We start from the raw sequence: 14,304 nt of genomic DNA, 5'->3' as shown, positions 1-14,304 counted from the left end.
GGATGCGGCACCCGCGGGGGTCGGGGATGCTGGGAGGGAACCACGCCGCGAAGGAGTCCGCGATGAGCATGATGGACAAGCTCAAGAGCATGCTGAAGGGGCACGAGCAGCAGGCCGACAAGGGTGTCGACAAGGGCGGTGACTACATCGACGAACGCACCCAGGGCAAGTACCGCGGTCAGGTCGACACCGCGCAGGAGCGGATGCGGCAGGAGCTGCGCGACCAGGACCGCGGCCCCGACCAGCCGCCGCGGTGAGGGCGGCGGCCCGCGGCGCCGACCGCGGGCCGTGCCCGGTTTCCGCGCCCGGTCCGGGGCGCGGACGCCGACGCGGGTCGCAGCCGGGCGGGCGCCCGGTCGCGGCCCGCGCCCGCAGGTGTCGAGGCTCTGGCGTGCGCGCGGGTGCCGCGGCTACGGGACGCGGGCGACGCCGGCGTAGATGCCGCAGTCCTCGCGCTGCGGCGCGGGAGCGGACCGGAACCACTCCACGGCCGTGACCAGGCCGGGCTCGACCAGGTCCAGCCCGTCGAAGAACCGGGCGACCTCCGCGCGGGTGCGGAAGGCCAGCCGGATGCCGCCCTTGGCGTACTCGTCGGTGACCCGGTCGGACAGCTCCGGGTACAGGTCCGAGGAGGCGTGCGAGAGGACGAGGTGGCTGCCGGAGGGGAGGGCGGAGACCAGGTCGCGCACGATCTCGTAGGCGCCCTGCTCGTCGGTGATGAAGTGCATCAGGGCGATCAGGGACAGCGCGACGGGGCGGGAGAAGTCCAGCACCTTCCGGGCGTGTTCGACGATCTCCTCGGGCCGGCGCACATCGGCCTGGATGTAATCGGTGGCGCCCTCGGGGTGGCTGACCAGCAGCGCCTCGGCGTGCCGCAGGACGATCGGATCGTTGTCCGTGTAGACGACCCGGGCCGCGGGCAGGACGCGCTGGACGACCTGGTGCAGGTTGGGCTCGGTGGGGATGCCGGTGCCGATGTCGAGGAACTGGTCCATGCCCTGCGCCGCGAGCCAGGCCACCGCGCGGTGCATGAACGCGCGGTTCTGCCGCGCCCCGTCGTGCGCCTCGGGCGGCAGATTGCGGCCGACGGCCTCGTCCACGGGGTAGTTGTCCTTGCCGCCGAGCAGCCAGTCGTAGACCCGTGCCGGGTGGGCCTGGCTGGTGTCTATGGGTGCGGACGGGAGGTCGGGGGTGCCGGTCGCCATGGCGGACTCCGTCGTACGAGTGGATCAAGCCGGTAGTCGATCACCGCAGTCTCGCACATCATCTGCCGTGCGGGTAAGCGCAGTTGGGCAGCGGCCGGGGCGGTCGTGAGCGCAGACGGCAACCGGCCCGGGCCGTCGTGAGCGCAGTCGGCCACCGCTCGGCTCGCCGTCGACTCGGTCGGCCACCGAGCGGGCCCACCGTGAGCACGGTCGGCCACCGAGCGGGGCGTCGTGCGCCGGTCGGCCACCGCCCGGGGTGCCCGAGGGCCGGGTCAGTCCGCCGTGGCCGTCCGAGAGCCGGGGCGGTCCGGCCGCCGCCCGTACACGCGGTGCGGTTCGGCGTCGGCCCACTTCACCTCCAGGCCCAGTCCCGGCCGCCCGGTGTCGGGCCTGAGGGCGCCGCCGTCGGGGGACGGCGTGCCCTCGAACACCAGGTGCTCGAAGCGGACGTGGTCGTGGAAGTACTCCAGGTGCCGCAGCCGGCGCACGGCGCAGAAGGCGTGGGCGGAGACCGCGGGGGCGCAGTGCGCGGACAGGTCCAGGTGCCGGGCCGCGGCCAGGCCCGCGACCTCCAGCAGGCCGGTGATGCCGCCGCAGCGGGTGACGTCCGCCTGGAGGCAGTCCACGGCGCAGCCGTCCACGAGGTTGACGAAGTCGCGGGTGGTGTAGGCGTATTCGCCCGCCGCGATCTCCAGCCGCGCCGGGCCGTTCGCCCGCAGCATCCGCAGGCCCTCCAGGTCGGCGGAACTCACCGGTTCCTCGAACCAGCGCACGTCCCACTCGTCGTGGAACCGGTGCGCCCAGTACAACGCCTCCTTGCGACCCAGCGCCCCGTTGGCGTCGGTGAAGATCTCGGTGTCCGCCCCGACCGCCTCGCGGACCGCGGTCAGCCGCCGCGGGTCGCTCTCCGGGTCCCGCGAGGTCTTCAGCTTGACCCGGCCGATGCCCTGCTCGACCCAGCCGGAGAGCTGGTCGGCGAGGCGGTCCAGGGGGTAGTTGGTGAAACCGCCGCTGCCGTAGACGGGGACCCGGTCGTGGTACGCGGGCAGGACGTGGACCAGCGGCAGGTCCAGCAGCCTGGCCTTGAGGTCCCACAGCGCGATGTCGGCGGCGGAGACGGCCATGGCGCCCACGCCGGGCCGGCCGGCGTTGCGGATCTGCCGGCCCATCAGCTCCCACAGCGCGGGGGGCGAGAAGGCGTCCCGGCCCGTGAGCAACGGGGCGAGCTTCCCGGAGAGAAACGTGGCGGCCGAGACGTCCCCGTAGGTGTAGCCGATGCCGGTGCGCCCACCGGCGTGCACGCGGATGAGCACCATGGTGGTGGAGTCCCACTCCAGGGTGCCGTCCTGTTCCGTGCCGCCGGGTCCGTCGGTGGGCAGTTCGAAGGCGTGGACGTCGACGGCGTCGATCCGGCACTCCCCCGGTGCGCCGCCGTCCGCGGCGGCACCCGCGGCGGCGCCCATCAGCGGACCGCTCCGCGCGGACCGTGGCTGCCCTCGCCCGGACCTGTCTCGACGCGGTCCGCGCCCCGCTCGTGCGGGCGTCGCCGTACGGAACCGGCCACCAGCGCCATCACGCACTCCTTCGAGAACACCTCTGCCGTCACCTGTGGGTGACCCGCGAGGCCCGCCCGTAAACGACGTGGAGGGCCGCGCCACCCTCCCGGGGGCGGCCGTGCCCGCCCGGCGACGACATGCGGGCGGGGTCACCCGCGAGACGGAACGTGCGCGGCAGCCGGGCGAAGGGCTGCATGAGGCGGGGCCCGAGCGGGTCGAATGACAGCGCTCCGTGCGACTGTCACGACCCGTCATGGACGCCGGGCACAGTCGTCCACCGATGGGAAACCCGCACGCGCTCGTGCCCGCCGCGTGGCCACTGGCCCGCATCCCGCCGCGGAACCAGAGGTGATCCATGCGTGTCCTGCTCGTCCATCCCAGCGCCCTGATGTACTCGGAGATCTTCCTCCGGCTGGAGCCGCTCGGCCTGGAGCGGGTGGCCGCCGCGGCCCGTGACGCCGGGCACCAGGTGCAGGTGGTCGACCTGCAGGTCCTGCGCCACCGCGACCTGCGCCGCGTGGTCCGCTCGTGGCGGCCCGAGGTGGTCGGTTTCTCCCTGAACTACCTGGCGAACATCCCCGAGGCCATCGACCTGTCCCGGGCGATCAAGCGGGAGCTGCCGGGCTGCTTCGTCTTCTTCGGCGGGCACAGCGTCTCCTTCGTCGCCGGCGACGTGCTGCGTCAGGCCGAGGGCGCGGTCGACGCGGTCGTGCGCGGCGAGGGCGAGCCCGCGATGGAGCCGTTGCTGCAGGCGGTGCGGGACGGGGGCCTGCAGGAGGTGCCCGGGATCGTCACCGCCGCCGGGTACGGGCCGGCCCCGCGCATGCTGCACGGCATCGACTCCCCGCGCCCGGCCCGGGACCTGATGCGCCACCGCCGCCGCTACTTCATCGGCGAGCTGGACCCGTGCGCCTCCATGGAGTTCACCCGCGGCTGCCCGTGGGACTGCTCGTTCTGCTCCGCGTGGACGTTCTACGGGCGCAGCTACCGCAAGGCGAGCCCGGAGGCCGCCGCCGAGGAGCTGGCGTCGATCGCCGAGCCCAACGTGTTCATCGTGGACGACGTCGCGTTCATCCGCCCGGAGCACGGGGACGCGATCGCCGCCGAGCTGGAGCGCCGCCGGGTGCGCAAGCAGTACTACCTGGAGACCCGCGCGGACGTGCTGCTGCGCCACACCGAGGTGTTCGAGCGCTGGACGCGGCTGGGGCTGCGCTACATGTTCCTGGGCATGGAGGCCCTGGACGCCGAGGGCCTGGACCTGTTCCGCAAGCGCGTCAATCCCGACGACAACTTCCGCGCCTTGGAGACCGCGCGCAAGCTGGGCATCAACGTCGCCATCAACCTCATCGTGGACCCGGCGTGGGACGCCGAACGCTTCAAGCTGGTGCGCGAGTTCGCGCTGTCCGTGCCGGAGATCGTGCACCTGACGGTGATGACGCCGTATCCCGGCACCGAGATCTGGCACACGGAGTCCCGCCGGCTGACCACCCGCGACTACCGGCTGTTCGACATCCAGCACGCCGTCGTCCCCACCACCTTGCCGCTGGAGCGCTTCTACGAGGAGCTGGTGCGCACCCAGTCGGTGATCAACCGCAAGCACCTCGGTCTGCGCACCGCCTTCGGCGCGGCCCGTATCCTCACCGACCGGCTCGCGCACGGGCAGACGAACTTCGCGCGGATGCTGTGGAAGTTCAACCGGGTGTACAACCCCGGCCGGCAGCTCGCCGACCACCGCAGGCCGGTCCGCTACGAGCTGCCGCTGCCCCCCGGGGTGCCGGTCGGCGACCGCCGGGAGCTGTACATCCACACCAGGCAGGCTCCCCGGTCCTCCGGCCCGTCCGCCCGCCCGTCGGGCGGCCCGGCCGGGCTGCCGGAGTGAGACGGACGGCGGGACGCTGATGGCAGGCACGCACGCCGGCGTGGAGGAGCCGCGGCACAGCACCCGTCCGCCCCGGGGCCGTACGGGCGAGACGATCCGCGACTACCTGACCACCACCGACCACAAGAAGATCGGCCACCTGTACTTCGTCACCTCCTTCGGCTTCTTCCTGGCCGCCGGGATCATGGCGATGCTGATGCGCGCCGAGCTGGCCGTTCCCGGGTTGCAGGTCATGAACCGCGACCAGTACGACCAGCTGGTCACCATGCACGGCACGATCATGATGCTGCTGTTCGCGACGCCGACGTTCGCCGGGTTCTCCAACGCCATCATGCCGCTGCAGATCGGTGCGCCCGACGTCGCCTTCCCGCGGCTGAACGCGCTGACGTACTGGCTGTTCCTGTTCGGCGGGCTGACCGTGCTGTCGGGGTTCGCGGTCGACAACGGTGCGGCGCCCTTCGGCTGGTTCGCCTACGCGCCGCTGAACGACGCGGCCCACTCCCCGGGCCACGGCGGCGACCTGTGGGCGATGGGGCTGGTCGTCGCGGGTCTGAGCACCACGCTGGGCGCGGTCAACTTCATCGCCACGATCCTGTGCCTGCGCGCGCCGGGCATGACGATGTTCCGCATGCCGATCTTCACCTGGAACGTGCTGTTCACCTCGATCCTGGTGCTGCTGGCGTTCCCGGTGCTCACCGCCGCCCTGCTGGCCCTGGAGGCCGACCGCAAATTCGGCGCGCACGTCTACGACCCGGCGAACGGGGGCCCGCTGCTGTGGCAGCACCTGTTCTGGTTCTTCGGCCATCCGGAGGTGTACATCGTGGCGCTGCCGTTCTTCGGCGTGGTCACGGAGATCATCCCGGTCTTCAGCCGCAAACCGGTCTTCGGGTACGTCGGCATGGTCGGCGCGACGATCTCGATCACCATGCTGTCGGCCACCGTCTGGGCGCACCACATGTTCGCCACGGGCGGGGTACTGCTGCCGTTCTTCTCGATCCTGTCGTTCCTGATCGCCGTGCCCACCGGGGTGAAGTTTTTCAACTGGATCGGCACGATGTGGCACGGCAGCCTCTCCTTCGAGACGCCGATGCTGTGGGCGACCGGCTTCATGGCGACGTTCCTGCTGGGCGGCATGAGCGGCGTGATCATCGCCTCGCCGCCGCTGGACTTCCACCTGACCGACAGCTACTTCATCGTGGCCCATCTGCACTACGTGCTGTTCGGGACGATCGTCTTCGCGATGTTCGGCGGCTTCTACTTCTGGTGGCCGAAGATGACGGGCAAACTGCTCGACGAACGCCTCGGGAAGATCCACTTCTGGACGCTCTTCGTCGGCTTCCATGTCACGTTCCTCGTCCAGCACTGGCTCGGCGAGATGGGCATGCCCCGCCGCTACGCCGACTACCTGCCCGCCGACGGGTTCACCACGCTCAACACCATCTCCTCGGCCGGCGCGTTCCTGATCGGGGCGTCCACCCTGCCGTTCCTGTACAACGTGTGGCGCACCGCCCACTACGGGACGAAGGTCGAGGTGGACGACCCCTGGGGGTACGGGCGTTCCCTGGAGTGGGCGACCTCGTGTCCCCCGCCCCGGCACAACTTCACCGCGCTGCCCCGCGTGCGCTCGGACTCCCCGGCCTTCGACCTGCACCATCCCCAGCTGCTGGAGAAGCTGCCGACGCCGGAGCACGGGGCCGCGGAGGCCACGCCCGACCCGCTGGGGAGGCAGAGCGAATGAAGGCCGAGGCGCAGCTGTTCGCCGGGGTGGCGCTGTTCTTCCTGCTGACCGACGTGTCCTACATCTGGTTCGCGCGGGAGCCGGCCGGCATCGCCGCGCTGACGGTGTCCTTCTTCATGTCGTCGGTGATCGCCTTCTTCTGCCTGATCAACCACCGCCGCAAGGGCACGCGCCCGGAGGACCGGCACAGCGGGGAGATCCGGGAGCGCAGCGGTCACGTCGCCTTCTTCCCGCCGCACAGCGGGCACCCCGTCATCACGGCCGCCGGCGTCACCCTCTGCGCGGTCGGGGTCATCTACGGCTTCTGGCTGTTCCTGATCGGCCTCGGCGTGTTCGCCGTCGGACTGATCGGCATGGTGCTCGCCCACGTGGGACGTGAGAGCGGCTGAGGTACAGGGGCGCCGGAGGTGGTACACGGAGGCGGGGACGCCGGGCAGGGGAGAATCAGAAGAACCGACATAAAAGGCGCATAAGTCACTCGAACAGGGGAACTCTTGCATAAGGCAAAAGAACCCCTTTTGGAGAGGAGACGACAGCAATGTCGTATCCACATCGCTCCAGTGACGTGGGCGCTCATCCGGAAATGGGATCGCATCCCGAGATGGCGGAGATGCGCGAACGCCTCGAGCGGACCGCTTCCAGCGGACCGGCGATCGCCGTGGAGGGACTGATCCTCCTGACCGGCCTCTACGCCGCGATCTCCCCCTGGGTCGTGCACTTCTCGATCCAGCCCGCCATCACCGTCAACAACCTGATCGTCGGCATCACCGTCGGCCTGATCGGGCTCGGTCTCGCCCTGGCTCCGGAGCGCATGTTCCGGCTGGCGTGGGCGCTCGTTCCACTCGGCATCTGGCTGTTCATCTCGCCGTGGGTGGTCACCCTCACGCACGGCGCGCGGGCAGGCATCGTCTGGAACAACTGCTGGGTCGGTGCGGTGACCGCTCTGCTGGGCCTGGCCGCCATGGGCCTGACCATCGGCATGGCGCGCCGGGGCCGCCGGTGACCTGTCGCGGTGTGCCGCTCCCCCGCGCGGGGACGGCACACCGCGCGGCACACGGAGGGCGGGCCCGCCCGGCCTCCACGGCGGACCGCCGGCGTCTCACTCCTGTGCGGGCCCGGCTCCGCCCGCCACCGGGTCGGCGGTACGGCCGGTGATCTGCAGACGCTCCTCCGCCGTCGTGGGCGCCTCGACCCGCTCGCCGTAGTACCAGCCGCTCAGCGCGGCCTGCACACGCCGGTGCAGCGGGGCCTGGCGCCCCGGGTGTTCCAGAGGCAGCGGGAGCTCCCTGACCAGCAGCTTGTAGCGGCGCTGCCGGTCCATCGGCCGATGGCTCTCCGCCATCCCGCCGGGGAGGTCCTGGTAGACCTCACCGGTCTCCTCCCCCTCCTCCAGCAGCTGCCGTTCGTGCTGCTGCAGCGCCAGGCACACCCGCCGGGTGACCAGGTAGGCGGCCACCGGGGCGAGGAAGAACGCGGCGCGGAAGATCCAGGTCAGGCCGTTGACGGAGGTGTGGAACGTGCTCGCGATCACGTCGTTGCCGCCCGCCGCCAGCAGCACGGCGTACCAGACGACGGCCGCCACCCCCAGCCCGGTGCGCACGGGCCGGTCGCGCGGCCGGTCGCACAGGTGGTGCTCCACCAGGTCCCCGGTGACCCACCGCTCGAAGGCGGGATAGGCGTACAGGGCGAGGAACAGCAGCGCCGGCAGCACCACCGCGGGCAGCAGCACGTTCCACATGAAGGTGTGGCCCGCGACGTTCCACTCCACGCCGGGCATCAGCCGCAGCGCCCCCTCCAGGAACCCCACGTACCAGTCCGGCTGGGCGTCGGTGGACACCTGGTCGGCGCGGAACGGCCCGTAGGACCAGATCGGGTTGATCTGGGCGATGGCCGCGATGACGGCGAGCACCCCGAACACGATCAGGGACAGCCCGGCGGACCGCCCGGCGAACTGGGGGAACATCGGCTGGCCCACCACGTTGCGGTTGGTGCGGCCCGGCTCGGCCCACTGGGTGTGCTTCAGGTAGACGACCATGACCAGGTGCACCGTGATCAGCGCGATCAGCAGGCCGGGGACGAACAGCACGTGCACGATGTACAGCCGCGGGACGAGCACGTGCCCCGGATAGGGGCCGCCCCAGGCGAAGAAGGCGAGATACGTGCCGACCACCGGGATCGACTGCACGATGGTGTTCGCCGTGCGCAGGCCGGTGCCGGAGAGCAGGTCGTCGGGTAGCGAGTAGCCGCAGAAGCCCTCCAGCAGCGCCAGCAGGAACAGCGTCACCCCCACGAACCAGTTCAGCTCCCGCGGCCGGCGGAACGCGCCGGTGAAGAACACCCGCAGCATGTGCACCCCGATGGCCGCCACGAACACCAGCGCGGCCCAGTGGTGCATCTGGCGCATCAGCAGACCGCCGCGCACGTCGAAACTGAGGTGGAGCGTCGACTCGTACGCCTTGGACACCAGCAGGCCCCGCAGCGGGCCGTAGGAGCCGTCGTAGCGCACGTGCGCCAGGCTCGGGTCGAAGAAGAGCGTCAGGAAACTGCCGGTGAGCACCAGTACCGCGAAGCTGTACAGGGCGATCTCGCCGAGCAGGAACGACCAGTGGTCGGGGAAGGCCTTGCGCAGCAGTTGCCCGGCCAGCTCCGAGACGGGCGCGCGCCGGTCGGCGACGACGTACGCCTGGAACGCGGCCTGTCTGACCTTCGCCTCGACTCTCGCCCTGCGCCGCCGCATCAGCATGTTTCAATCTTGGGTATGCGGCCCGGGCACACCGCGCAGGCATGCCGGGAGCACCCCCATTTCCACGGATTTCCACGGTCATTTCCACGGTGAAGAGGTCCCAAAGGCACCGATGCGGCGGCCGACGGGCGTACCCAGGTGTGCCGCGCGGTCGCCGGCACACCGGCGAGGAGCAGCAGTGGACACACGACGCGGCATCGTCGAGGAGCTGACGGACGACCACCGGCGCATCCAGTCCCTCTTCGACCGGATCCGCTCCGCGCCCGCCGGCAGCGCCGAGCGGTCGGCGCTGGTCGAGGAGGCGAGCAGGAAGCTGGTCCGCCATGCCACGGCAGAGCGCTCGCACCTGTACCCGGCCGTGCGCCGCCACCTGCCGGACGGCGCGGCGCGGGCGGAGCACGCCCTGCGGGGCCACCAGGAGATCGAGGAGCTGCTGCGGTCGCTGCGGGAGGCGGACACCGGCGGCGAGGACTTCGGGCGGCTGCTGCTGGCGGTGGTCACCCGGGTGACGCGGCACGTGGTGGAGGAGGAGCAGCTGCTGTTTCCACGGCTGCAGGCCCTGTGCCCCGCCGAGGTGCTGTGCGACCTGGGGGCGAAGGTCCGCGGCGCGGAGGCGTCCGCCCCGACCCGGCCGCGGCCCGCGGCGTCGGACGCGGCCCCGCTGGTGAGGATCCCCTCGCAGGTGTGGGGGCCCTGGGACCGCCTCAGGGACCTGGCCGCCCGCCGCGGCCGCCGCTGAGCCGCGGCGGGCGGCTCGTCGAGGCTGCTGACGCCGGACGGGTGGTTTCGCCGCGGGACCGGTGCGGATTCGTTCGCGTCGGCGGACCGTCGACGGGGTACTGCGGAGATACGGACCGCAGGGGCGCAGCCCGGGCGGGGTCCGCCCCACCACGGGCGCACCCGCCGTGCCGGCCGTGCGCGCGGCGCCGGGAGCCACCGCCGTTTCCGCCGCCCGCCGGATCCGAAGGAGTCCGCCGTGAACTTCGAGCGCGAACTCGCGCAGATCGAGAAACAGTTGGTGACCGAGGACCCCGTCCTGGCGCAGCAGCTGGCGACCTTCGAACGGCTCACCGCCCCGCCGCGGCCGCGCTCCGGGCAGCGGCGCCGCGTGATCCTGCTCGCCGCCATCGTCTTCGTGCTGCTCGTCCTGGCCTCCGCGCTCGGTGCCGGCACCGCGACGGAGCATCCCCGGCCGCCCCAGGTGGTACCGGAGCGCCCGGCCGGTCAGGGGTGAGGGCACCGGACGAGGCGGCGGCGCCGGGCGTGGCGGCGGCGCGGGGCTCGGCGCAAGCTGGACCTCAGGAGCGACCGGCCGGCCCGGGGTCTGTTCGGCGGATCACGTCGCAGGGGACTCACGGCGACTTGTCTGCCCAGGTGAGCGGGCATGGTGCGCCGGACAGGCCCTGGCCGCCGAGCGGCCAGGATCCGAGGAGCGGCGGGATGACCACCGGTGAGAGCACAGGGACCCGGCCCCCGAGCGGCGGCCCGTGGCCGCGCGCGGGACGGCGGACGTGAAGCGGCACCTGCCGCGGATCCGGCGGACGGCGCTCGCCCTGGAGCGCCGGTTCGGCGCCTACGCCCTCGTCCGCCGCGGCCGCGATCTGGAGCTGATGCACCGCTCCATGGGGTTCGCCACCCTGTCCCTGGTCACCCTCGCGCCGCTGCTGATCGTCGTGGCCGCCGTCGACCCGCTCCGCGAGGGCGGCTTCGCCTCCTGGCTGGTCGACGGCATGGGGCTGTCGGGCCGGTCCGCTCGCGCGCTCACCGACATCATCAGTCCCCCGGTGCGGGTCATCAGCACCACGAGCGTGTGGGGCGGTGTGCTCGTCGCCGTGTTCGGGGTGTCGTTCGCGGGCAGCGTCCAGAACGGCTACGAGCGGGTCTGGGGCCTGCCGCCCGGACCGTGGCACCGGGTGTGGCGGCAGGCGACGTGGCTGGCCGGGCTGACCGCGTACCTCTACCAGGAGGTGCTCAACCGGCAGGAGTTCCAGGGCTGGGAACGGGTCCTGGTGTCCGCGAGCACGGGCGCGCTGTTCTTCTGGTGGGGTCAGCACTTCCTGCTGGGCGGCCAGATCCGCTGGCGCAGCCTGCTGCCGGGCGCACTGGCGACCATGGTGGGCCTGGGCGGCCTGCGGGTCTTCTCCTACCTGGTGTTCACCCCGCTGATCGTCGACAACGCCCTCAGCTACGGCACGGTCGGGATCGTGCTCGTCGTGGAGTCCTGGCTCACCGGCGTCGGCTTCGTCGTCTACGGGGGCGCGATGTTCGGCCGCTGGTTCTGCGAGCACCACTGGATGCCCCATGGCCCCCATCGGCGCTGACGTCCGCGGGCGTGCCGGTGCGGCGCGAGCGTTTGGCGGCGCGGCAGCGGGGATACTCCGAGAGGTCCAGCCCGTCCGAACCCGGGGTGCCGGCCGCGCCGGCCGCCTCCCCCGCGTTCACCGTCGCCGCCGAGGTCACCGACCGTGCCATCTGTCCGCTTTGGCCCCCGCTCCCCCGACGCGGCACGCCCGGCCGCGCCGCCGCCCGGCCGCGGGGCGTTGTGCCCGGGCGGGCGCCGGTGAACGCCCTGACCGTCGTCCTCGCCCTGCTCGCGGCGCTGTGCAACGCCTCGGCGTCCGTGCTGCAGCGGCGGGCCGCCACCGACGAGACCGAGAGCGGCTCCGGGGCCCGGCAGGCGCTGCGCTGGCTGGGCCGGGTGCTGCGGCGGCCGTACTGGCTGGCCGGTGCCGGGCTGCTGGGGCTGTCCACCGTGCTGCAGGCGGCGGCGCTGGCGGTGGGCAGCCTGTCCCTGGTCCAGCCACTGCTGGCCACCGAGCTGCTGTTCACCCTGGCGGTCGGCAGCGTGGTCTTCCGCCGCCGCCCGGACGGCCGGACCTGGGCTGCCTTCGTCGCCCTCGCCGTCGGCCTGGCGCTGTTCCTCGGCGCGGCCTCGCCCTCCGAAGGCCGTTCCACCGCCGATCCGGCGGCGTGGCTCGCGGTGGGCGCCGCCCTGGTGGGTCTTCTGGCCGTGGCGCTGGGGGCGTCCCGGCTGGTGCACGGCACGGCGCGGGCGGCGCTGCTCGGGTTGGCGTCCGCGGTGTCGTTCGCCGCGACGGCCGCGCTGATGAAGGAGAGCATGGGGCGGCTGCAGCAGGGCATCACGGTGCTGCTGTCCGACTGGCCCGTGTACGCGACCCTCGTCGTCGGCGCGCTGAGCTTCCTGCTGCTGCAGAGCGCGTTCCGCGCCGGCAGCCTGACCGCCTCGCAGCCGGCCCTGACCCTGGGTGACGCCCTGACCAGCGTGGCGCTGGGCTGGGTGCTGTTCGAGGAGTACATCGGGCTGGGTGTGCGGGTGCTGCCCGAGGTGATCGGCGCGGTCCTCATCGGCGCGGGCAGCATCGGGCTGGCCCGTGCCACGGCCACCGACGGCGGCTGGGACACCTCGCCGGACCGGCGCGGCGGCCCCGGGCCCGGCACCGAGCGCTCCGCCTCACAGCGGTCCTGACCCCGGCTCGGCGCCGAGTCCACGGGAGTCTGAAGGGTCGGAGGCGGACGGCTCAGTCGTCCGCCAGCAGCTCCCGCACCGCCGCGTGGAGTTCGTCCGGGGTGGTGCCGCCGACCGCGCGCACGATGCCGCGCCCGTCGACCAGCACGTTGGTGGGCACGCCGCGGATGCCGAGCCGGGCGGCGTACTCCCCCGTGCGGTCGAGCAGCACGGTCCCGCCGAGGCCCCAGACGGCGGCGAAGTTCTCCGCCTCCTGCCGGGGATCGGTGTTCTCCCACACGTTGATCATGATCACGTCCAGCCCGGACCGGGCCGTACGGCGGCGCAGTTCCTCCAGGACCGGCGCCTCCGCGTTGCAGGGGCCTCACCAGCTGGCGAAGAAGTTGATCACGTATTTCTTCTCGGCCCACTCCCGTGACGTACGGATCCGGCCGCCGCGCAGGTCCGGCAGGGCGAAGCCGGGCAGCGACCGGCCCACCAGGGGGTGCACCGCGGGCTGCGCGGGGCCGGGCAGCCAGGGCCGGTCCACGAAGGACACGGTGCCGCTGCCCGCGTTCGACACCAGCAGCGTGCCGGTCGCGGGGTCCAGGGCGCAGTCGCCGGGGGCGTTGCCCACCGTGATGCGGTGGGTCTCCCGGCCGGCCCGGGTGTCGAGGACGCTGACCGTGCCGGCGCCCCGGTTGCACACATAGAGCCGGCCGCCGGAGGGGTCCACGCACATGCCGACCGGGGCGCGCTCCACCGGCAGTTCGTCGAGCACGGTGCCGTCCTCCAGCGACACCCGGCCGATGGTGCCGTGCAGCGAACTGGCCCCGTACAGCAGCCCGGCGGCCGGGTCGGGCACCACCTTGCACGGCCCCTCGCGCACCGCGACGGTCCCCAGGGGCGTCAGGGCGTCCGCGTCGAAGACGGTCCCCGAGCCCGCCATGAAGTTCGCGCTGTACCCGCGGTCGCGCCGGGTGTCGACGGCGATGCTGCCCGCGCCGAGTTCGGCGGGCACGGTGCCGACGACGACGAGGCGGTCGGCGGCGATCGCGGGGACCGTGCCGTCCGCGGGGTTGCCCGCGTACACCCGGCGCAGCCCCGGATGGTGGCCGAGTCCGGCGGGATAGGCGCCGACCGGGATCTGGGTCAGACGGCTGCCGGTGTCGGCGTCGAGCACCGTCACCGTGTCCGAGCGGGCGTCCGCGGTGAACAGCCGCCGGGTCGGCAGGTCCAGGATCACCGGGATCGGCTCGCGGCCCACCGGGGCCGTCCACACCGCCACGCCCCGGTCCAGGTCCAGCGCCACGACCGCGTCGCTGCGGGAGCAGGCCACGTAGGCGCGCCGCCGTCCGGGATCGACGACGACCGCCTCGGGTCCCCGGCCCACGGGGCAGTGCCGCCGGACCCGGTGGGAGAGGTCGACCGAGCAGGCAGGTCCCTGCTCCGGCCTGTCGTGGTGGTCCATGTTCTCAGGGGTATGCAGGCCGCCGTGCGTTTAAACAGGCGTACCGGCGGACAGCGGCTCCGGCGGGCGCGGTGCTCGCCGCCGCACACGCGGCCTGTGTGCGCCGCGCTGGCCCTTTGCCCTCCTCCCCGCAGACCGTCAGGGACCGGGCCGCGCCCCTGCCGCCCCCCGGCCCGGGGCCCCGCGGCGGCCCGCCCCTTCTACCACCCTGACGCTGGCGGCCAGCCCGCCCCCCGGGGTGGCCGT

At 72.8% G+C, this 14,304-nt stretch carries 13 protein-coding genes and 1 pseudogene; 9 read left to right on the top strand and 5 right to left on the bottom strand.

All coding sequences use genetic code 11. The annotated features are described in order from the left end of the window. Positions 1-62: 62 nt before the first annotated feature. Positions 63-257, top strand: coding sequence for an antitoxin (locus GV126_RS02255; protein ID WP_159662194.1), 195 nt, complete (start codon positions 63-65; stop codon positions 255-257). A 153-nt stretch (positions 258-410) separates the two neighbouring features. On the opposite strand, the gene GV126_RS02250 is transcribed toward GV126_RS02255, so the two are convergent. Both GV126_RS02250 and GV126_RS02245 read right to left on the bottom strand, forming a co-directional pair. Continuing rightward, positions 411-1,205, bottom strand: a complete 795-nt coding sequence (locus GV126_RS02250; RefSeq protein ID WP_159662192.1) for an SAM-dependent methyltransferase — start codon at positions 1,203-1,205, stop codon at positions 411-413. 272 nt (positions 1,206-1,477) lie between these two features. Next, entirely contained in the window at positions 1,478-2,668 is a 1,191-nt protein-coding gene (locus tag GV126_RS02245) for an enolase C-terminal domain-like protein (RefSeq protein WP_159662190.1), read from the bottom strand. 448 nt (positions 2,669-3,116) lie between these two features. Between GV126_RS02245 and hpnR the strand changes: the two genes are divergently transcribed. The 4 genes from hpnR to GV126_RS02225 all read left to right on the top strand — a co-directional run bounded on the left by hpnR (position 3,117) and on the right by GV126_RS02225 (position 7,381). Then, entirely contained in the window at positions 3,117-4,640 is a 1,524-nt protein-coding gene (hpnR, locus tag GV126_RS02240; protein WP_159662188.1) for a hopanoid C-3 methylase HpnR, read from the top strand. 19 nt (positions 4,641-4,659) lie between these two features. Then, complete coding sequence (gene ctaD / locus GV126_RS02235) at positions 4,660-6,378, top strand: aa3-type cytochrome oxidase subunit I (protein WP_159662186.1); 1,719 nt, start codon at positions 4,660-4,662, stop codon at positions 6,376-6,378. Further along, complete coding sequence (gene ctaF, locus GV126_RS02230) at positions 6,375-6,767, top strand: aa3-type cytochrome oxidase subunit IV (protein WP_159662184.1); 393 nt, start codon at positions 6,375-6,377, stop codon at positions 6,765-6,767. The genes ctaD and ctaF overlap by 4 nt, the downstream gene beginning before the upstream one ends. Positions 6,768-6,916: 149 nt before the next feature. Beyond that, positions 6,917-7,381 (top strand): SPW repeat protein, encoded by a 465-nt coding sequence (locus GV126_RS02225; RefSeq protein WP_185948398.1) that lies wholly within the window; start codon positions 6,917-6,919, stop codon positions 7,379-7,381. Positions 7,382-7,477: 96 nt separating this feature from the next. On the opposite strand, the gene qcrB is transcribed toward GV126_RS02225, so the two are convergent. After that, the gene (gene qcrB / locus GV126_RS02220; protein ID WP_159662182.1) at positions 7,478-9,121 is read right to left on the bottom strand and encodes a cytochrome bc1 complex cytochrome b subunit; all 1,644 of its coding nucleotides are present in this window, start codon (positions 9,119-9,121) and stop codon (positions 7,478-7,480) included. A 178-nt stretch (positions 9,122-9,299) separates the two neighbouring features. Between qcrB and GV126_RS02215 the strand changes: the two genes are divergently transcribed. The 4 genes from GV126_RS02215 to GV126_RS02200 all read left to right on the top strand — a co-directional run bounded on the left by GV126_RS02215 (position 9,300) and on the right by GV126_RS02200 (position 12,608). Then, complete coding sequence (locus GV126_RS02215) at positions 9,300-9,860, top strand: hemerythrin domain-containing protein (RefSeq protein WP_159662180.1); 561 nt, start codon at positions 9,300-9,302, stop codon at positions 9,858-9,860. 237 nt (positions 9,861-10,097) lie between these two features. After that, complete coding sequence (locus tag GV126_RS02210; protein ID WP_159662178.1) at positions 10,098-10,355, top strand: DUF3040 domain-containing protein; 258 nt, start codon at positions 10,098-10,100, stop codon at positions 10,353-10,355. Positions 10,356-10,653: 298 nt separating this feature from the next. Next, on the top strand, positions 10,654-11,442 hold the full coding sequence (locus GV126_RS02205; protein ID WP_159673231.1) for a ribonuclease BN: 789 nt from the start codon (positions 10,654-10,656) through the stop codon (positions 11,440-11,442). 239 nt (positions 11,443-11,681) lie between these two features. After that, complete coding sequence (locus tag GV126_RS02200; protein ID WP_159662176.1) at positions 11,682-12,608, top strand: DMT family transporter; 927 nt, start codon at positions 11,682-11,684, stop codon at positions 12,606-12,608. Positions 12,609-12,660: 52 nt separating this feature from the next. On the opposite strand, the pseudogene GV126_RS02195 reads toward GV126_RS02200, so the two are convergent. Both GV126_RS02195 and GV126_RS02190 read right to left on the bottom strand, forming a co-directional pair. After that, positions 12,661-12,960: pseudogene (locus GV126_RS02195) on the bottom strand (TlpA family protein disulfide reductase); the annotation flags it as partial. A 12-nt stretch (positions 12,961-12,972) separates the two neighbouring features. Next, positions 12,973-14,058, bottom strand: a complete 1,086-nt coding sequence (locus GV126_RS02190; RefSeq protein WP_159662172.1) for a hypothetical protein — start codon at positions 14,056-14,058, stop codon at positions 12,973-12,975. Positions 14,059-14,304: the final 246 nt, after the last annotated feature.

The organism is Streptomyces mexicanus (genome assembly GCF_902506575.1).
GTDB classification, from domain to species: domain Bacteria; phylum Actinomycetota; class Actinomycetes; order Streptomycetales; family Streptomycetaceae; genus Streptomyces; species Streptomyces mexicanus.
Note: the sequence above shows the minus strand (reverse complement) of the source record. Positions and strands in the feature narration are given on the sequence as shown.